Genomic DNA, 18781 nt, shown 5'->3' with positions numbered 1-18781 from the left:
CCGGAGCGCCGATTGGGCCGTCGCGCTTACGGTCCCCGCCGTGGCTGCCCTTCCCGATCCCGGCGACACGCCTCCGGGCGACTCCTCCGACGCCTCCTCCGTCGTCGCCCCGGAGGCGCCCGCGGTGCCCGGCTACCGGCTCGAGCGGCTGCTCGGCCGCGGCGGGTCCGGCGAGGTCTGGCGGGCCCGGCCGCGCGACGGCGGGCCGCCGGTCGCCGTCAAGGTGCTCGTCGCCGGGGACGGCGAGCGGCAGGCGCGCGAGGCGGCCCTCCTCGGCGCCCTCGACCACCCCCACCTCGTCCGGCTGCACGAGGTGGTGCACCAGCCCCGGCGCGGCGGCCCGGCCCGCGTCGCCCTCGTGCTCGACCTGCTCGAGGGCGGCAGCCTGGCGGCGCTGCTGGCCCGGCGCGGGCGGCTGCGTCCCGGGGAGGTGGTGACCGCGCTGGCCCCGGTGGCCGCGGCCCTGGCGTGCGCGCACGAGCAGGGCGTGGTGCACGGCGACCTCTCGCCGGGCAACGTCGTCTTCACCGCCGAGGGCCGGCCCGTGCTCACCGACCTCGGCGTCGCGCGGGTGCTGGGCGAGGACGCCGCCGGCGAGGTGACGCCCCCCTACGTCGACCCCGCCGTCGCGCGTGGCGGCGCGCCGGGTCCGGCCTCCGACGTGTTCGGCGTCGCGGCGGCGGCCTTCCACGCGCTGACCGGCGTCCCGCCGTGGAACGCCGCGACGCCGGCCGACACGCTCGCCGTCGCCGCCACGGGGGAGCTGCCCGACCTCGCCGAGCTGGCGCCCGGCACGCCGCCGGCGTTGCTCGAGGTGGTCGCCCGGGGGCTGGCGGCCGATCCGCACGCCCGGGGGTCGGCCGCGGCCTTCGCCCTGGACCTGCGGCACGCCTGCCGGCCCGAGCCCGTACGGCTGCCCACCGCGGGGATCCCCGACGCCGACCTCGCCCGGACCGGCCGGGGACCGCGGACCGAGCTCACCCACCAGGTGCCCGCGCGGCACCGCCGCGAGGCGCCTCCCGAGGTGCGCACCCGCCGTGAGCGGTCGTGGGGACCGACCGGGCTCCTGGCGCGGCGGGCCGCCGCGGCGATCGGGGTGGTGGCCCTGGTGCTCGGCGCGGTGGCGCTCGGGCTGGCGCTGACGCGCTCCGGTCCGGGCGGGGGAGCCGTGCCGGCGGCGACGGACGCTGCAGCCGCGACCGCGCCACCCGCGTCCTCCGTGCCGCCCGCCGAGACCGCGGACCCCGTGGCCACCCCGACCGCGCGGCCGCAGCCGGCCCCGCCGACCGCTGCCCCGACCGCTGAGGTCGACTGGACCGCCGTCCTCACGGAGCTCTACGCGCGGCGTGCGAGCGCCTTCACGACCGGGGACCCCGCGCTGCTCGAGGAGGTCTACGCGGCCGGCAGTCCGCTGCTGGCCGCCGACCGCGCCTACCTGCAGGCCCTCGGCGCGGCCGGCGAGGTGCTGCGCGGTTTCGCCCCGTCCGTGTCCGGGGTGACGGTGACCGCCGGGCCGGCCGACGACGGGACGGTGCAGCTGCGGGTGGTCGACAGCAGGCCGGACTGCGCGGTCGTGTCCGCGTCGGCACCGGACGGCCCGCCGCTGCGCACCGAGCCCGGCCGCGGCGAGGTCGCGGTGGCGATGGTCCTCGTGCCCGGGCCCGACGGATGGCGGATCGGGACCGCGGGACGGCTGGCGTGAGGCCGGTGCGGGATCAGCCGCGGCCCAGCGCCTCCTGCAGCGCGGACGGGAGGTCGCCGTGACGGAACCGGTAGCCCGCGGCCTGCAGCCGCGCCGGGACGGCCCGCTGCCCGGCCAGGACGCTGGAGCGCCCGAACTCGCCGAGGGCCAGCCGGATCGCCGGACCGGGCACGGGCAGCACCGCCGGGCGCCGGACGGCGCGGGCGAGGTCGCGCACGAACTCGCTGTTGCGCACCGGGTCGGGCCCGGTCAGGTTCACCGGGCCGGACACGTCGTCGGCGGTCAGCAGGAACCGGATGGCGCCGATCTCGTCGGCCAGGCTGATCCAGGGCCAGAACTGCCGCCCCGACCCCATCCGGCCGCCGAGGCCGAACCGGAAGACCGTGCCGAGGATCCGCACCAGCATCGCGCCCCGGCCGATGACCAGGCCGGTCCGCACGGTGACCACCCGGATGCCGGCGGCGGAGGCGGGGCGGGTGGCCTCCTCCCACTGGACGCAGACACGGGCCAGGAAGTCGTCCCCGGGCGGGGCGTCCTCCTCGGTGACCCGGTCGCCGGTGTCGCCGTAGTAGCCGACCGCCGACGCCGACACCAGCACCCGCCGGCGCGAGGGGTCCGCGGCGGCCGCGGCGGCCAGGGCCTCGCTGATCGTGGTGGTGCTGTCGACCCGGCTGGTCAGCACGTCGCGCCGGTAGGCCTCGGTGAACGGTCGCGGCCGGATCGGCGTGCCGGCGAGGTTCACGACCGCGTCGACGTCGAGCAGCAGGGTCGGGTCGATCCGCCGGTGCTGGGGATCCCAGCGGTGCTCGTCGGCGGTGCGGGGGGTGCGGCGGACCAGCCGGATCACCTCGTGGCCGTCGGCCTGCAGCGCCGGGACCAGCGTCGACCCGACGAGGCCGGAGGCCCCGGTGACCGCGATCTTCATGACCCTCCTCGTTCCCCCTGCCCAGTACGACGTCGGGCCCCGGCGCACGCGCCGGGGCCCGATCGGGGGACGTCAGCCGAGGCCGAGCTCGCCCTCGAACTGTCCGGCCTCGAGCCGCTCCTTCACCGTGCCGAGGAAGCGCGCGGCGTCGGCGCCGTCGACGATCCGGTGGTCGTAGGTGAGGGCCAGGTAGACCATCGACCGCACCGCGATGACCTCGCCGAGGTCGGGGTCCTGGACCACGACCGGCCGCTTGACGACCGTGCCGGTGCCCAGGATCGCCACCTGCGGCTGGTTGATGATCGGGGTGTCGAACAGGGCGCCCCGGCTGCCGGTGTTGGTCAGCGTGAAGGTGCCGCCGCCGAGCTCGTCCGGCGTCACCTTGTTCAGCCGCGTGCGCTCGGCCAGGTCGGAGATCTTGCGGGCCAGCCCGCCGATGCTCAGGTCACCGGCGCCGTGGATGACCGGCACGAGCAGGCCGCGCTCGGTGTCCACCGCGACGCCGAGGTTCTCCGCGTCGTGGTAGGTGACCGTGCCGGCCTCCATGTCCACCGAGGAGTTCACGGCCGGGTGGGCCTTGAGCGCCTCGACGGCCGCCTTCGCGAAGAACGGCAGGAAGGACAGCTTGACGCCCTCGCGGGCCTCGAAGTCGCGCTTGGCCCGGTCCCGCAGCTTGGCGATCCGGGTGACGTCGACCTCGACCACCGTGGTCAGCTGCGCGCTGATGGCCAGGGACTCGACCATCCGCCGTGCGATGACCCCGCGCAGGCGGGACATCTTCTCCGTGCGGCCGCGCAGCGACGTGTCGGGCTGGGCAGCCGGCGACGGCGTCGCGGGACGACCGGCGCTCGCAGCCGGTGCGGCAGCGGCGGCCGGAGCCGGTGCGGCGGCCGGCGCGGCGGACTCGGCGGCGGCGAGGACGTCCTGCTTGCGGATCCGCCCGCCGACCCCGGTGCCGGTGACGCTCGACAGGTCGACGCCGTGCTCGGCGGCCAGGCGGCGGACCAGCGGCGTCACGTAGGTGCCGGAGCCGTCCGTCGGCGCGGCGCTCGGCGCCGGGGCCGGGGCCTGCGCCGGGGCGGACGCCTGGGCCGGCGAGGGCTGGGAGGGCTGCTGGGTCTGCTGCGCGCGGACGGTCTCGGCCTCGCCGGAGCCGTAGTCGGCGCCCGCGGGCACCGCCGGCGGGGCGCCGGGGGGCTGGGCCGCGGGCTGCTCCTGGCGCGGAGCCGGGGCCGGAGCGGGAGCCGGGGCCGGCTCGGGAGCGGGGGCCTGCTGCGGAGCCGGGGCCGGAGCGGGCGCACCGCCGCCGGCCGCACCGCTGCCGATCACGGCCAGCTGCGCGCCGACCTCGACCGTCTCGTCCTCGTTCACGGTGATCGACAGCAGGGTCCCCGACACCGGCGCCGGGATCTCGGTGTCGACCTTGTCGGTCGAGACCTCGAGCAGCGGCTCGTCCGCGGTCACCTCGTCGCCGACCGCCTTGAGCCAGCGGGTGACGGTGCCCTCGGTGACGCTCTCGCCGAGCGCCGGCATGGTCACCGGCGTCCCCTCGCCACCACCCTGGCCGCCGCCCTGGCCGCCGCCCTGGCCGTCGCCCTGGCCGTCGGAGGCCGGGGCGGGGGCCTCGGCGGCCGGCGCGGGCGCCGGCTCCTCGGACGGGCCGGGGCCGGCGTCCTCCACCTGCTCGGCCGGCGTCTGCGGGGTGGTGGCGTCGTCGGCCGACGCGGGTGCGCCCGCGCCCCCGCCGTCGCCGTCCCCGCCGATCACCGCGAGCTCGGCGCCGACCTCGACGGTCTCGTCCTCGGACACGAGGATCTTGGTGAGGACACCCGCGGCGGGCGAGGGGATCTCGGTGTCGACCTTGTCTGTCGAGACCTCGAGGAGTGGCTCGTCGACCTCGACCTGCTCACCCTCCTGCTTCAACCATCGGGTGACCGTGCCCTCGGTGACGCTCTCGCCCAGGGCGGGCATGGTGACGGAGGTCGGCATCGGGGCGGGGCTCCTTCGTGGTGGCGCGGGTGGGGGAGAGCGGACCGGGCAGGGTCAGCTGTGGGCGTGCAGCGGCTTGCCGGCCAGGGCCAGGTGGGCCTCGCCGATCGCCTCGCTCTGGGTCGGGTGCGGGTGGATGAGGGCGGCCACCTCGTCGGGCAGCGCCTCCCAGTTGAAGATCAGCTGCGCCTCGGCGACGAGCTCGCCGACCCGGCTGCCGACCATGTGCACGCCGACGACGGGGCCGTCCTTCTGGCGGATCAGCTTGACCGCGCCCTGCGTCTTGAGGATCTGGCTGCGGCCGTTGCCGCCGAGGTCGTAGACGAGGGTCTCGACGTCGCCGTACTTCTCGCGGGCCTGGACCTCGGTGAGCCCGACGGAGGCGACCTCGGGCTCGGAGTAGGTGACGCGCGGGACGCCGGCGTAGTCGATCGGGACGACCGGGAGGCCGGCCAGGCGCTCGGCCACGAGGATGCCCTCGCCGAAGCCGACGTGGGCCAGCTGCAGGGTCGGGATCAGGTCGCCGACGGCGGAGATGGTCGGCACGTTGGTCTGGCAGTACTCGTCGACCAGCACGTAGCCGCGGTCCATCGCGACGCCGGCCTCCTCGTAGCCGAGGCCCTGGCTGACCGGGCCGCGGCCGACGGCGACGAGGACGATCTCGGCCTCGAACTCCTTGCCGTTCTGCAGGCTGACCTTGACGCCGTTCTCGGTGTTCTCGACCGACGACACCAGGTTGCCGAGCTCGAAGTTGATCTTCCGGCGGCGGAACGCCCGCTCGAGGAGCTTGGAGGAGGACTCGTCCTCCAGCGGCACGAGGTGCTTGAGGCCCTCGATGATCGTGACATCGACGCCGAAGGACTTCCAGGCGCTGGCGAACTCGCAGCCGATGACGCCGCCGCCCAGGATGATCGCCGAGGTCGGGACGCGGTCGAGCTGCAGGGCCTGCTCGCTGTCGATCACGCGGACGCCGTCGAGCGTGACGCCCGGGATGCTGCGCGAGTAGGAGCCGGTGGCCAGCAGGACGTGGCGGCCCTCGTAGGTCTGGCCGTTCACCTCGACCGCGGTGGGGGAGACCAGCCGGCCCTCGCCCTCGACGTAGTTGACCTTGCGGCTCTTGATGAGGCCCTGCAGGCCCTTGTACAGCCGCGAGACGACGCCGTCCTTGTAGGCGTTGACGCCGTCCATGTCGATGCCGGCCAGCGAGGTCTTGACGCCGAACTGCTCGCCCTCGCGGGCCTGGTCGGCGATCTCGCCGCTGTGCAGCAGCGCCTTGGTCGGGATGCAGCCGCGGTGCAGGCAGGTGCCGCCGACCTTGTCCTTCTCGATCAGGACGACGGACAACCCGAGCTCGGCGGCCCGCAGCGCGGCGGCGTAGCCACCCGAGCCACCACCGAGGATGACCAGGTCGGCGGGGGTGGTGGGTGCGCTCACGACGTGCTCCTCGATGCTCTCGGCCTGCTCCACCCGAACGGGTGGGGGATGGTCCTCGTCCATCCTGCCACTCCGCGGATCTCGGGGAGCCGAGGGCGGCTGTGCGCCGCGCGCGGCCGGGTGTCCCGGCCGCGCGGGCGGTCAGCGGGCGAGCAGGTCCTCGATGGTCGCCAGCAGGGTCCGCACCGGCACGCCAGTGCCGCCCTTGGGCGTGTAACCCCAGGGTGCGCCGGTGTTGTAGCTCGGGCCGGCGATGTCGACGTGCGCCCACGGCAGCCCCGCGGGCACGAACTCGGCGAGGAAGTGCGCCCCGACGAGCATCCCGCCCATGCGGTCGGCGTTGGCGTTGACGAAGTCGGCGACGGGGGAGTCGATGCCCCGGCGCAGCTCCTCGGGCATCGGCATCGGCCACATCGGCTCACCGCTGCGCCGGCTGGCCACCACGACGGCGTCGCGCAGGTCGTCGCTGCCCATCACGCCGGCGGTGCGCGACCCGAGGGCGACCAGCTGCGCGCCGGTGAGCGTCGAGGTCTCGAGCAGCACGTCGGGGGAGTCCTCGGCGGCGCGGGCGATCGCGTCGGCGAGCACCACGCGGCCCTCGGCGTCGGTGTTGGTGATCTCGGCCTTCTTGCCGTTGCGGAAGGTCACCACGTCGGCCGGCCGGTAGGCGGTGCCGCTGGGGAGGTTCTCCGCGATCGGCACGGTGGCGGTCACCTCGACGGGCAGGCCGAGCCGGGCGACCAGGCAGACCGTGGCGATCACGGCGGCGGCGCCGGCCATGTCGCTGGTCATGTGGTGCATGTTGGCGGCGGGCTTGATCGACAGGCCGCCGCTGTCGAAGGTGATCCCCTTGCCGACCAGCGCGACCTTCTTCTGCGCCTTCTTGCCGCTGTAGCTCAGCCGCAGCAGGCGCGGGCCGCGGGCCGAGCCGCTGCCGACGGCCAGGATGCCTCCGTAGCCGCCGGCCACGAGGTCGTCCTCGTCGAGCACCTCGACCGACAGGCCGGCCGCCTTGCCCGCGGCGGCGCCGCGGGCGGCGAGCTCGGCGGGGTAGAGGTCGTTGGGCGGGGTGTTGACCAGGTCGCGCACCAGCGTGACGGCGTCGGCGACCGCGCGGACCCGCGCCAGCGGGGCCTTCGCCGCGCCGGCGTCGGGGACGACGACGGTGAACTCGCGCGGCGGCGCGGGCCGGTCGGCAGGCAGGTCGGACTTGTACTCGGTGAACTCGTAGGCGCCCAGCAGCGCGCCCTCGCCGACGGCGTGCAGCCGCTCGGCGTCCGGCGTCCCGCCGACGGCGGCGAGCAGCGTCACGACCGAGCCGCGGCCGGTCAGCGCGCGGCTGGCGGCACCCGCGGCGCGGCGGACCGCCTCGGTCGAGTACCCGCCGGTGGCAGCGGGAGCGCCGAGCCCGACGGCGGCGACCACGGGGAACGGGCCCTGGCCGAGGGTGGCCACGCGGGTCACCTCGTCCTGGCCGCCGCGTGCGCCGAGGTCGGCCAGCGCGGGCAGCAGCCGGCCGCCCAGCAGCCGGTCCACCGCCTCCGCGCCGGGCGTGGGCAGCGGGCCGTTGGTGCCCTTCCCGATCCCGACGACGACGGCGTCGGCGGGCGTCTTCTCGAGCGGGCGGTCGGTGGCGGTGATCGTCGGCGGCACCGCTCGATCCTAGGTGCCGGGCACTCCGCGGTCCTGAGGACGGCGAAGGGTCGGGGGGCGCCGTCGCTACGGTGCCCGGTGTGACCGCGCGGATCTCGCCCCTGCACGACCGCCACGTCGCGGCCGGCGCCAAGCTGGCCGACTTCGGCGGCTGGTCGATGCCGATCGAGTACGCCGGGGGCGGGGTGCTCGCCGAGCACGCCGCCGTGCGCGAGGCGGTGGGCCTGTTCGACGTCTCCCACCTGGGCACCGGAACGGTGCGCGGGCCGGGCGCCGCGGCCCTCGTCGACGCCGCGCTCACCAACGACCTCGGCCGCATCGGCCCGGGCCAGGCGCAGTACACGCTGTGCTGCGTCCCCGACGGCGAGGCCGACGCCGGCGGGGTGGTCGACGACCTGATCGTCTACCTGCACGGTCCCGACGACGTGCTGCTCGTGCCCAACGCCGCCAACGCCGCCGAGGTCCTGGCCCGGCTGGCCGACGCCGCGCCCGCGGAGGTCACGGTCACCGACCGGCACGAGGAGGTCGCCGTCCTCGCCGTCCAGGGACCCCGCTCGGCCGCCGTCCTCGAGGCCGCCGGGCTCGCCGCCGACCTGTCCTACATGGCCTTCGCCGGCGGGGAGGGGCAGGAGGTCACCGTCTGCCGCACCGGCTACACCGGCGAGCACGGCTACGAGCTCCTCGTCGCCGCCGAGCGGGCCGGCGTGCTGTGGGACCGGCTGCTGGAGGCCGGCGCGGCCGACGGCATCCGGCCCTGCGGGCTCGGCGCCCGCGACACGCTGCGCACCGAGATGGGCTATCCGCTGCACGGCCACGAGCTGTCCCGCGAGATCACGCCGAACCAGGCGCGCAGCGGCTGGGCCGTCGGCTGGCGCAAGCCCGCGTTCTGGGGCCGCGAGGCGCTGCTGGCCGAGAAGGAGGCCGGCGCCGCGCGGCTGCTGTGGGGCCTGCGCGCCCCCGGCCGGGGCATCCCGCGACCGGGCATGGCCGTCCTCGACGGCGCCGGCGCGCGGGTCGGCGAGGTCACCAGCGGCACCTTCTCGCCGACGCTGCGCACCGGCATCGCCCTGGCCCTGCTCGACACCGCCGCCGGCGTCGCCGAGGGCGCCGAGCTCGCCGTCGACGTCCGGGGCCGCCCGCAGCCGGTCGAGGTGGTCAAGCCGCCGTTCGTGCCCTCGCACGTGCGCTGAGCACGGTCTCAGGCCTTCTGCTTGGACTCCTTCGTCGGCTCCGGCGGGTCGGGCAGCTCGTCGGCCATCGTGGCGTTGCGGTCGCCCATCGGGACCGGGGGACCCTCGGTGGTGTCCTCGGCCGTCTGGTGCTCGGACTCGGAGTTGATCTCCGCGCCGAGCAGCACCAGGTAGCAGGTGAGGTAGAGCCACAGCATCAGGACGATGACGCCGGCGATGGCCCCGTAGGTCTTGTCGTAGGACCCGAAGTTGTTGACGTAGAAGCTGAAGCCCAGGCTGACCAGCGCCCAGATGACGGTGACGACGATCGCCCCGAGGCTGACCCACTTCAGCTGCGGGGCGTCGCGGTCGGGGGCCACCCGGTAGAGCACGGCCAGCGAGCCGGCGAAGACGCCGAGCAGCAGCACCCACCGCACGACCTGCGCGAGGACCGTCCCGACGACGCCCAGCGGCAGCTGGTCGAGCACGGCCGGCACCACCGCGACCAGCGCGAAGGTGACCAGCACGAAGAGGATCCCGCCTAGCGTCAGCCCCAGTGCCAGGGCCTTGCGCTTGACGAAGGAGCGGGTCTCGACCTCGTCGTAGGCGATGTTCACCGCGGTGATCACGTTGCCGGTACCGCCGGAGGCCGACCACAGCGCGGCGAGCACCGAGATGACCAGGGACAGGGACAGCGCGCCGCCGCTGTTCTGCGTGATCGCCGTCAGCTGATCGCCGATCAGCTCCGCCGCGCTGTCCGGGAGCTGCGCCGAGAGGCTCTCGACCTGCCGCGCGACCGTCTCCGGCGAGGCGACGAGGCCGTACAGGGAGATCGTCGCGATCAGTGCCGGGAAGATGGCGAGGAAGGCGAAGAACGCGACGCCGCCGGCGATGATCGGCATGTTGTCGGCGTTGTTCTCCGCCCACGCACGCTTGACGATCTGCTTCCAGCCGCGGATCGGGATCTGCGTGGGCGCGTCCGCGTGCACGCCGGGCAGCTGCGACGGGCTCGGGCCGCCGGGTGGCACCCGGCCGGGGTCGGGCGCGGGCTCCCCGCGTTCGGCCCGCTCCGCCGCCTCCCGGGCGGCCGCCCGCCGGGCCGCCTTCTCCTCGACCCGTTCCCGGATCCGGTCGACCGCGCTGTCGCGCTGCCTGGTCCCGGACATGGCCGGCCCCCCTCTGTACGTCGTCCTCGCAATCGTCGGCCGAGCGACCGTCGGCCGAGCGACCGTCGGCCGAGCCCCGGCCGGCCCGGCGTCCGGCGGCCCTGACGTCCGTCGGCCGGGCGTCCGTCGGCCGGGCGTCCGTCGGCCGGGCGTCAGTCGCCCGGCCAGCTGCCGGTCAGCTTGGTGAAGCCCCGGGCGCCCGCCCGGTCGATCGCCGCCTTCGTCGCGGCGAAGAGCGCGCCCTGGATCGCCGCGGCGAGGACCACCTCCCGCATGCGGTACTCGCTCTGCAGCGCGTCGGGGGCGTCCTCCTCCCCGGCGACCCGCTTCCAGACCTGCTTGAAGATGGCGCCGGACACCACACCGGCGAGGATGCCGCCGGCCAGGCCGACCGGGCGGTAGACCAGCTTCGCGCCCTTGCTGCTCACTTCCGCACCTTCCTCGTGGCCTTGCGCGTCTTCCGCTTGGTCCGCTGGGCGTTGCGCGCCACCGCCTTGCGCGCCCGCGCCGCCTCCCGCTGGGCCTTCTTGCGCGCGACCCGGGCCTCCGCCCGTGCCTGCGCGAGAGCGGCGGCGGACGCGGTCGAGGCGGCCGCGGCCCGGCGGCGCTTGCGGCGGCGCCGCCACACCACGAGGCCGACGAGGCCGGCCAGCCCCGCGCCGACGCCGACGACGGCCGGTGGGCTCTCGCGGTAGGTCTCCACCGCGGTGTCCTTGGCGCGGGCCGCGCCCTCCTTGGCCCGGGCCGGGACGTCGAGGCGGTGGCTCAGCTCGTCGACGGTGCGGCCGAGCTGCTCACGGGTCGCCTCGATCTCGGCCTTGATGGCGTCGGGGTCGGTCGGCCCGTTCGCGGCGTCGGTACCGGCGGCGTCGTCGGGACGGGAGCTCCCGGAGGGGGTGGTCATCGGCGCGCGTTCTCCTTCACGGTCGCGATGTCGGCCTTCGTGCTGGCGATCGCCTCGCTGGGCACCGGCGGCGACCCCTTCTGCACGTCCTTCTTGCCTACCAGGGCGAGGATCCCGGCGACGGCGAACAGCACGACGGCCACGATCAGCGCGGCCAGCCACGCGGGCAGCACGACGTCGAGGGCGAGGACGGCGGTGGCGACCAGCACGCACAGGCCCAGGAAGCCGAACAGGCCGGCGCCGCCGAAGAGGCCGGCGCCGACGCCCAGACGCTTGGCCTTCTGCGTCATCTCGGCCTGCGCGAGGCGGGCCTCGTCCCGGACCAGGCGGGAGACCTGCTCGGTGAGCTGGCTGATCAGCTGCCCGGTGGAGGAGTCCTCGGTGGTCGGGGGAGGTGGGGTGGCGCGCGAGGCGCCCCCGGCGTGGGGCACGGTCATCGGTCCTCCGGAGGATCGCAGACGGTCGTTGACCTCCTGTGCCCCCGATGATCGCCCGGTAACCCGGCGGGTGGTCACGCCGCGGACACGGCGCAGGGCGGGGCGGGCGTCACTACCCTCGCGGCCATGACCTGGACGTGGCGGCTCGAGGACCCCGACGGCGGAACGCTGGACCCGGCCGCGCTCGGCGTCGAGGTGCCGCCGGCGGACAACCAGGGCGACGCCGAGTCGTGGCTGGGCGAGAACTGGCGCGACCTGCTCGCCCGCGGCGTGGCCACCGTGAGCCTGTACGAGGGCGAGACCAAGGCGTACGGCCCGATGGGACTCGCCCCCGCCTGAGCCCGCCCCCGTCTCGACCTCGACCAGAGGTCGAGGTCGAGACCAGGTCGGCGTGGACGTCAGCCGCGCGCGGTCTTCGCCGGGTCGCGCTCGACGACGTCGCCGAGCACCTCGTCGATGCGTGCCATGACGTCGTCGTCGAGCCGGACGCCCGCGGCCTTCACGTTGTCGTGCACCTGTTCGGGCCGGGTGGCCCCGATGATCGCCGCGGCCACGTTCTCGTTCCGCAGCACCCAGGCGACGGCGAGCTGCGCCATCGACAGCCCGAGGTCGTCGGCGACGGGCCGCAGGTCCTGCACGCGCGCCAGCACGTCGTCGGTCATGAACCGGCGGATGAAGCGCCCGGCCTCCGGGTCGGTGGCGCGGCTGCCGGCCGGCGGCTGCTCGCCGGGGAGGTACTTGCCGGTGAGCACGCCCTGGGCCAGCGGCGACCACACGATCTGCGAGACGCCCTCGCGCTCGGACGTCGGCACGATCTCGTCCTCGATGACCCGCCACAGCATCGAGTACTGCGGCTGGTTGCTGATGAGCTGGATGCCGAGCTCGCGGGCGAGGGCGGCGCCCGCGGCGATCTCGTCGGCACGCCACTCCGAGACGCCGATGTAGAGCACCTTGCCGGCCCGCACGAGGTCGGCGAAGGCGGTCATCGTCTCCTCCAGCGGCACCGTCTCGTCGTAGCGGTGGGCCTGGTAGAGGTCGATGTGGTCGGTCTGCAGCCGCCGCAGCGAGGCCTCGCAGCTCTCGGTGACGTGCTTGCGTCCCAGCCCGCGGTCGTTCGGGCCGGGGCCGGTGGGCCAGTAGACCTTGGTGAAGATCTCCAGTCCCTCGCGGCGCTGCCCGGCCAGGGCGCGGCCGAGGACGGACTCGGCGCGGGTGCCGGCGTAGACGTCGGCGGTGTCGAAGGTGGTGATGCCGGCGTCGAGGGCGGCGCGCACGCACGCCTGCGCGGCGTCCTCCTCGACCTGGCCACCGTGGGTGAGCCAGTTGCCGTAGGCGATCTCGGAGATGGTCAGGCCGGAACGGCCGAGGCGTCGGTACTCCACGTGCTCCGACGCTAGCGTCGGCTAGACCTGGGCGCCCATCGCGACCTCGGGCTTCGGGAAGCGCCAGCGGCGGATCATCGTGGCCCGGCTGACGCCGTACCAGATCAGCGACTTCATCCGGTGGGGCTGCTCGGGGAAGCGCTGCCGCACCGTCCTCGAGATCCGCCGGCCGAGGAACACCGAGTCGACGATGATCACCAGGAAGAAGAGGAACCAGACGAAGACCGTGTAGTTCTGCACCGCCGGGCTCGGGATGAAGTACCCGACCAGGACGAGGGCGGCCACCGGCAGGAAGAAGCTGCCGGCGTTGCGGCGGGTGTCGACGAGGTCGCGCACCAGCTTGCGCACCGGGCCGCGGTCGCGCGCCGGGAGGTAGGAGTCGTCCCCACGGGCCATGCCCGCGCGGGTGTCGGACCGCCGCTCCGCCTGCTGGGCGCGCATGCGGGCGTAGGCCTCCTTGCGCGTGGTGGGCGGCGGCGGGGGCGGGCCGGGACGGCGGCCCTGCGCCTCGGTGCGCTTGGGCGTCGGGCGGCCCTTGCCGCCGGCCTTCACCAGCGAGGTGGTCAGGTCGGCGGCGGTGTCCGGGGCGGTCTCGGCGGCGGGGGTCCGGCGCCCGGGCAGGCGGAGCTTCACGACCGGTGAGTCTACGTGCGTCCCCGCGGGGGACTGGTCTCCTCGGCTGCGCGCCGTACAGTGGAACAGGCTCCGCCACGGCGGTGTTGGCAGCGGCAGGGAGTGCCGCAACGGACGCCCTCGGATGTGGGAGGACAGAACATGACGGTGCAGGACACCGAGACCCCCGGCAGCACCGGCGTGCTGCTGAGTGACCCGGCCGCCTCGAAGGTCAAGGCGCTGCTGGACCAGGAGGGCCGCGACGACCTGCGTCTGCGCATCGCCGTCCAGCCCGGCGGCTGCTCCGGCCTGCGCTACCAGCTCTTCTTCGACGAGCGGTTCCTCGACGGCGACCAGACCTACGAGTTCGGTGGCGTCGAGGTCATCGTCGACCGGATGAGCGGCCCCTACCTGGGCGGCGCGGTGATCGACTTCGTCGACACCATCGAGAAGCAGGGCTTCACGATCGACAACCCGAACGCGCAGGGCTCCTGCGCCTGCGGGGACTCGTTCCACTGATGTAAGGACCCCTCTGCCCCCCGGCACCTCGTACCTCGGCGCCGGGACCCTGCAGAGGGGCCGACTGAACGGCGCCCGCCCCCTCCCGGGGACGGGCGCCGTTCCGCGTTCTCAGAGCTTGACGGGGTACACCGTCTCCGGGACGTCGACGACGATCCGGTCCTCGACGAAGATCCCGTGCCACACCATGAAGACCAGCACCGACCACAGCTGACGGGCGATCCGCTTGCTCGGCACCTCCTCGGTACGCAGCCGGTCCAGCAGGCCGAGGACGACGTCGCGGTCGAGCCACTGCTGCGTCTGGCTCTCGGTGACGATCCCGCGGGCCCAGTCGTGCAGCGGGCCGGCGAGGAAGTCCGCCGTCGGCACGGGGAAGCCGAGCTTGCGGCGGTTCATGATCCGCGGCGGCACGATCTGGCGCATCGCCTGGCGCAGCGCGTACTTCGTCGCGTCCCCGCGGCGCGGCACCCGCTGCTCGACCGGCAGGGAGCTCGCGATCGCGAACACCTCGGGATCGAGGAAGGGCACCCGCAGCTCCAGCGAGTTGGCCATCGTCATCTTGTCGGCCTTGACCAGGATGTCGCCGCGCAGCCAGGTGAACAGGTCGACGTACTGCATCGCCGTCACGTCGTCGTAGCCGGCCTCGCGGGTGCGCCGGTAGAGGTCCTCGGTGACCGTGACGTGCGACAGGTCGGGGTCGCGGCCGGGCAGCAGCGCGGCGAGCTCGTCGTCGCGCATGTTCCGGGCGTTGCCGTAGTAGCGCTGCTCGAGCGGGGTGGCGGCGCGGCGCAGCAGGTCCTGGCCGCGCACGCCCTCGGGCAGCAGGTCGGCGATCCGGGCCATCGCCCGGCGGCCGGCCGGCGGCAGCGCCGACGCCCAGGCCAGGCTGATCGGCTCGCGGTAGATGGTGTAGCCGCCGAACAGCTCGTCGGCGCCCTCGCCGGAGAGCACCACCTTCACGTGCTTGCGCGCCTCGCGGGCCACGAAGTACAGCGGCACGAGCGCGGGGTCGGCGACCGGGTCGTCGAGGTACCAGACCACCTCGGGGATAGCCGCGGCGAACTGCTCGGCGGTCACCTCCACCGGCACGTGCTTGACGCCCAGGATGGAGGCGGACTCCGCGGCGATCTCGATCTCCGACTGCGCCTGCCGCTGGAAGCCGACGGTGAAGGTCATCAGGTCGGGGTTGTAGCGGTGCGCGAGCGCGGCGATCGCGGTGGAGTCGATGCCGCTGGAGAGGAACGACCCGACGGTGACGTCGGCGCGCATGTGCTTGGCCACCGACTCGTCGAGGACGTCGGCGATGCGGTCGTAGAGCTCCTGCTCCCCGCCGGCGGCCACCGGCTGCGGCTTCCACGCCGGGTGGAAGTACCGGGCGGTGGACAGCTCGCCGTCGACGACGGTGAAGCTGGTGCCGCTCTCGATCCGGCGGATGCCGCGGTGCAGCGTCGCGGGCTCGGGCACGTACTGCAGCGTCAGGTAGTGCTGCAGCGAGGCGGGGTCGACGCCGCCGGCGGCCGCGCTGCCGCCGAGCAGCTGCAGCAGCGCCTTCTTCTCCGAGCTGAAGACCAGCCCGCCGTCGGCCAGGCGCGCGGTGAACAGCGGCTTGATGCCGAACGGGTCGCGGGCGCCGAAGGCGGTGCGCGTCTGGGTGTCCCAGATGACGAAGGAGAACATCCCGCGCAGCCGCCGGACGACGTCCTGGCCCCACAGGTGGTAGCCCGCCACGATCGTCTCGGTGTCGCCGTGCGTGGCCAGCCGGGCGCCGGCGGCCTGCAGCTCCTCGCGCAGCTCGACGTAGTTGTAGATCTCGCCGTTGAACAGGATCCGGTAGCGGTCCGCGGCGTAGGGGAGCGGCTGCGGGCTGCCCTCGACGTCGATGATCGACAACCGGTTGAAGCCGAGGACGACGTGCTCGTCGGACCACACCGCGGTGTCGTCGGGACCGCGGTGGTGCAGACAGTGCAGCGCCTCGCGGACGTCGTCGACGTGCGCCTCGGCGACCCGGGGCGCGTCGGTGGACAGGTAGGCCAGCAGGCCGCACATGCGGGAGCTCTCCGGGGAGTGAGGAGGACGGTCAGAGAGGGCGGCCGGAGCGGACGCGGGTGGTCACCCGGCGCTCGGCGACGAAGGACACGAGCGGGACGACGCCGGCCAGGAGCACCAGCACGGTGCCCTTGGCGGTGAACCGCGCCTTGAGGGCCAGGTCGAAGGCCGTCACGAGGTAGACGATGTAGACCAGCCCGTGGATCGGCGAGACCACCGCCGACACCTCGGGCACCCCGGCCGCGTACCGCAGGGGGATGGCGACGGCCACGAGCACGAGCAGCATCACGCCGACGGCGTAGGCCATGACGCGGTAGCGGGTGAGGGCGCCGGCCACCTGGGGCGGGAGCGCGACCTCCTGGGGCTCAGCGGCCACCGGGACCCCGCTGACCGAGCGCGCGCTCGTTGAGCTCGGCGAGGTAGGCGTTGTAGGCGGCGAGCTCCGGGTCCCCGGTGGTGTCCACCCGCGGCCGCTGGTACAGGACGACGGCGGAGCTCGGCTCCTCCTCGTCCGGGTCGCGGTTGAGCTCGACCCGCACCATGCGGACGTAGAACCACAGGCCCATGAACCCGTAGAGCGGCCACTGCAGCGCGTAGCTCCAGTTGACCGCGCCGCCGCCGTTCTCCGCCTTGGTCAGCTGCCAGTAGCCGAGGAAGAACGTGGCCACGAACAGGACCGCCACCAGCAGGTGGAGCAGGACCCACCGGGGGGTCAGCAGCCGCGTCCACACGCCTCCGACTCTAACCGCCCGTGCGGACGGGGAGGCGTCACGGTGAGGAGCCCCACGGGCCGCGCGGTCACCTGCGTCCCGACCGTCCCGGCCGACCCGCCGCTGTCCGCTCTCCGGTGCCCGGCCGCCGTGCGGGGTCGGCTAGTCTCGGCTCAGACTGTGGTCGGCGCACGAGCCGGCGCGGGGCACCCGCCGCCGGCCGCGCCGGAGAGCCGTCCGGGAGTCCCCGGACGGAGGACGAGGAGGCAGCGAGCAGTGGCTCGACGCAGCAGGCTCGCGCGGGTCGCCGCGCTCGGTCTCCTGGGGGTGCTCACCCTCACCGGGTGCGACCTGAACAACGAGTTCTGGCGCTTCGGCTTCCCCGAGGGCGTCACCGAGGAGGCCACCGAGGTCCGCCAGCTGTGGACCGGCTCGGTCATCGCGGCGCTGGTCATCGGCTTCATCGTGTGGGGCCTGATCATCTGGTCGGTCGTCTTCCACCGGAAGAAGGGCGACGACCTCCCGCGGCAGACGGCCTACAACCTGCCCCTGGAGATCGCGTACTCGATCTTCCCGTTCATCATCATCGCCCTGCTGTTCTTCTTCACCGTGACGGTGCAGAACGACGTGCAGGAGCGCAGCGACGACCCCGACACCACGATCGCGGTCAACGCGTTCAAGTGGAACTGGCAGTTCGTCTACCCCGAGACCACCGGTCCCGACGGCGAGCCGGTGAACACCGTCGGCGCCACCGACGAGATCCCGATCCTGGTCATGCCGGTGGACCAGGACGTCCGGTTCGAGGTCGCCTCCGCCGACGTCATCCACTCGTTCTGGGTGCCGGAGTTCCTCTTCAAGCTCGACGTCATCCCGGGCAACGAGAACGGCCGGGACAACGTCTTCGAGGTGCACGCGAACGAGGAGGGCGCGTACGTCGGCCGCTGCGCCGAGCTGTGCGGCAGCTACCACGCGTACATGAACTTCGAGGTCCGCGTGGTCAGCGCCGACGACTACGACGCCTACCTGGCGGCCCGCGAGGAGGGCCAGAGCACCTTCGAGGCGCTCGAGAGCATCGGCCAGCCGGGCGACGCCACCACGACCCGTCCGTTCCGCGTCGGCGACGGCTACTACCAGCGCGCGGCCGACTGACGTGGCCACCGGCACCACCCACCACCGCACCGACGTCGCGCAGGGAGGACGACCGTGAAGGTCGAGGCGCTCATCTTCAACCTCATCGCGGTCTTCTGCATCGTCACGGCGGCCGTGTACGGCATCTGGTCCCGTGAGCCGATCGGCACGACCGCGCTGATCCTCTCCGGGGGGCTCTGCGGCCTCATCGGTGGCTTCTTCTGGTTCGTGTCCCGCCGCATCGACGCCCGACCGGAGGACCGCAAGGACGCCGAGATCGCCGAGGGCGCCGGCGAGCTGGGCTTCTTCAGCCCGGCCAGCTACTGGCCGTTCGCCGTGGCCTCGGCCGCCGCCCTCACCGGCCTGGGGATGGCGTTCTGGTACGACTGGCTGATCGCCATCGGGGTCGTCTCGATCCTCATCACCGTCGGCGGCCTGCTGTTCGAGTACTACACGGGGCAGAACGCGCAGTCGAGCTGACGTCCCCGAGCTGACGAGGGCCCCTCCCGCACCCGCGGGAGGGGCCCTCGTGCGTTCCCGGCCGGCCTCCGCCTGCCGACGACGGGCCCGTGCCGTGCCGTGGTGCGTCCGGCGCGTCCTCAATCACCTGTGGGGCGGTGAGGGGCGGCCCGCGCCTGCACCAGGGGCTCCACGGCGCTGGCGGTCCGGCAGGGCCGCCGCAGGACGCGGTAGCGACAGCTGCAGGGGAGCGGCCCCGCGCGGTCGTGGTGACCCTCGTGACGGTGGCGGACGTCCGACGAGCAGGGGAGGAGCGGACCGAGCCCCGTCCGCGTACGCCTGAGCCAGCCGCTGGGCGCCACCTGCCCGACCGCCACAGGATGCGAGCAGCCGTGCCTGCCCTCAGCAGGGCGCCTCGACGCCGCTCCGGCCCGACCAGGAGCCGGTCCGGCCGGCACCGGTGGGACGGGCGCGTGGTGGCGTCACAGCGGGGGAGGGACGGCCGGTGTCCGGGGCACGGTCCGGCCCGCCGCCGGGGCCGGCCGT

The 18781-nt window shown here is 74.5% G+C and carries 19 protein-coding genes; 6 read left to right on the top strand and 13 right to left on the bottom strand.

Going from position 1 to position 18781, the window contains the following annotated elements; genetic code table 11:
- The first annotated feature begins 40 nt into the window (after nt 1-40).
- Nucleotides 41-1702, top strand: coding sequence for a serine/threonine-protein kinase (locus FN207_RS10495; RefSeq protein WP_142458430.1), 1662 nt, complete (start codon nt 41-43; stop codon nt 1700-1702).
- 13 nt (nt 1703-1715) lie between these two features.
- Here FN207_RS10495 and FN207_RS10490 read toward each other — a convergent pair whose 3' ends face one another.
- The 4 genes from FN207_RS10490 to FN207_RS10475 form a co-directional block, all read right to left on the bottom strand.
- The gene (locus FN207_RS10490) at nt 1716-2627 is read right to left on the bottom strand and encodes a TIGR01777 family oxidoreductase (protein ID WP_142458429.1); all 912 of its coding nucleotides are present in this window, start codon (nt 2625-2627) and stop codon (nt 1716-1718) included.
- Between the two features lie 72 nt (nt 2628-2699).
- Nucleotides 2700-4616, bottom strand: a complete 1917-nt coding sequence (sucB, locus tag FN207_RS10485; protein WP_142458428.1) for a 2-oxoglutarate dehydrogenase, E2 component, dihydrolipoamide succinyltransferase — start codon at nt 4614-4616, stop codon at nt 2700-2702.
- Nucleotides 4617-4670: 54 nt separating this feature from the next.
- Entirely contained in the window at nt 4671-6050 is a 1380-nt protein-coding gene (lpdA, locus tag FN207_RS10480) for a dihydrolipoyl dehydrogenase (protein ID WP_221888132.1), read from the bottom strand.
- Between the two features lie 141 nt (nt 6051-6191).
- On the bottom strand, nt 6192-7703 hold the full coding sequence (locus tag FN207_RS10475; RefSeq protein WP_142458426.1) for a leucyl aminopeptidase: 1512 nt from the start codon (nt 7701-7703) through the stop codon (nt 6192-6194).
- Nucleotides 7704-7783: 80 nt separating this feature from the next.
- On the opposite strand from FN207_RS10475, the gene gcvT reads away from it, so the two are divergent.
- Nucleotides 7784-8893 (top strand): glycine cleavage system aminomethyltransferase GcvT, encoded by a 1110-nt coding sequence (gene gcvT, locus FN207_RS10470; RefSeq protein WP_142458425.1) that lies wholly within the window; start codon nt 7784-7786, stop codon nt 8891-8893.
- Between the two features lie 8 nt (nt 8894-8901).
- Here gcvT and FN207_RS10465 read toward each other — a convergent pair whose 3' ends face one another.
- From FN207_RS10465 to FN207_RS10450, 4 genes are all read right to left on the bottom strand, one after another.
- Entirely contained in the window at nt 8902-10038 is a 1137-nt protein-coding gene (locus FN207_RS10465; protein WP_142458424.1) for a YihY/virulence factor BrkB family protein, read from the bottom strand.
- A gap of 152 nt (nt 10039-10190) precedes the next feature.
- On the bottom strand, nt 10191-10466 hold the full coding sequence (locus tag FN207_RS10460; protein WP_110907867.1) for a DUF4235 domain-containing protein: 276 nt from the start codon (nt 10464-10466) through the stop codon (nt 10191-10193).
- A complete protein-coding gene (locus tag FN207_RS10455) occupies nt 10463-10942 on the bottom strand; it encodes a DUF3618 domain-containing protein (protein ID WP_142458423.1) in 480 nt (159 codons plus the stop codon). The genes FN207_RS10460 and FN207_RS10455 overlap by 4 nt, the downstream gene beginning before the upstream one ends.
- Nucleotides 10939-11379: a phage holin family protein gene (locus FN207_RS10450; RefSeq protein ID WP_142458422.1), complete on the bottom strand. Its 441-nt coding sequence runs from the start codon at nt 11377-11379 to the stop codon at nt 10939-10941. Before FN207_RS10450 ends, FN207_RS10455 begins: the two co-directional genes overlap by 4 nt.
- A gap of 126 nt (nt 11380-11505) precedes the next feature.
- Between FN207_RS10450 and FN207_RS10445 the strand changes: the two genes are divergently transcribed.
- Complete coding sequence (locus tag FN207_RS10445) at nt 11506-11718, top strand: hypothetical protein (RefSeq protein WP_110907864.1); 213 nt, start codon at nt 11506-11508, stop codon at nt 11716-11718.
- A gap of 59 nt (nt 11719-11777) precedes the next feature.
- On the opposite strand, the gene FN207_RS10440 is transcribed toward FN207_RS10445, so the two are convergent.
- Both FN207_RS10440 and FN207_RS10435 read right to left on the bottom strand, forming a co-directional pair.
- A complete protein-coding gene (locus FN207_RS10440; RefSeq protein ID WP_142458421.1) occupies nt 11778-12761 on the bottom strand; it encodes an aldo/keto reductase family protein in 984 nt (327 codons plus the stop codon).
- A gap of 21 nt (nt 12762-12782) precedes the next feature.
- The gene (locus FN207_RS10435; protein WP_142458420.1) at nt 12783-13394 is read right to left on the bottom strand and encodes a DUF3043 domain-containing protein; all 612 of its coding nucleotides are present in this window, start codon (nt 13392-13394) and stop codon (nt 12783-12785) included.
- 141 nt (nt 13395-13535) lie between these two features.
- On the opposite strand from FN207_RS10435, the gene FN207_RS10430 reads away from it, so the two are divergent.
- A complete protein-coding gene (locus FN207_RS10430; RefSeq protein WP_091110228.1) occupies nt 13536-13892 on the top strand; it encodes a HesB/IscA family protein in 357 nt (118 codons plus the stop codon).
- A gap of 111 nt (nt 13893-14003) precedes the next feature.
- Here the strand turns inward: FN207_RS10430 and asnB are convergent, their stop codons facing one another.
- Genes asnB through FN207_RS10415 form a run of 3 tightly spaced genes read right to left on the bottom strand, consistent with a single transcriptional unit; the run spans nt 14004 to nt 16669 of the window.
- On the bottom strand, nt 14004-15938 hold the full coding sequence (gene asnB, locus FN207_RS10425; protein WP_142458419.1) for an asparagine synthase (glutamine-hydrolyzing): 1935 nt from the start codon (nt 15936-15938) through the stop codon (nt 14004-14006).
- Between the two features lie 31 nt (nt 15939-15969).
- Entirely contained in the window at nt 15970-16314 is a 345-nt protein-coding gene (locus tag FN207_RS10420) for a DUF3817 domain-containing protein (RefSeq protein WP_246065967.1), read from the bottom strand.
- Nucleotides 16304-16669 (bottom strand): metalloprotease, encoded by a 366-nt coding sequence (locus FN207_RS10415; protein ID WP_110907859.1) that lies wholly within the window; start codon nt 16667-16669, stop codon nt 16304-16306. The genes FN207_RS10420 and FN207_RS10415 overlap by 11 nt, the downstream gene beginning before the upstream one ends.
- A gap of 255 nt (nt 16670-16924) precedes the next feature.
- Between FN207_RS10415 and ctaC the strand changes: the two genes are divergently transcribed.
- Nucleotides 16925-17797 carry an aa3-type cytochrome oxidase subunit II gene (gene ctaC / locus FN207_RS10410; RefSeq protein WP_142458418.1) on the top strand — a complete coding sequence of 291 codons (873 nt, stop codon included), beginning with the start codon at nt 16925-16927 and terminating at the stop codon, nt 17795-17797.
- A gap of 54 nt (nt 17798-17851) precedes the next feature.
- Entirely contained in the window at nt 17852-18256 is a 405-nt protein-coding gene (locus tag FN207_RS10405) for a cytochrome c oxidase subunit 4 (protein WP_142458417.1), read from the top strand.
- Nucleotides 18257-18781: the final 525 nt, after the last annotated feature.

Source organism: Geodermatophilus aquaeductus (assembly GCF_900182545.1).
GTDB lineage: Bacteria > Actinomycetota > Actinomycetes > Mycobacteriales > Geodermatophilaceae > Geodermatophilus > Geodermatophilus aquaeductus.
Note: the sequence above shows the minus strand (reverse complement) of the source record. Positions and strands in the feature narration are given on the sequence as shown.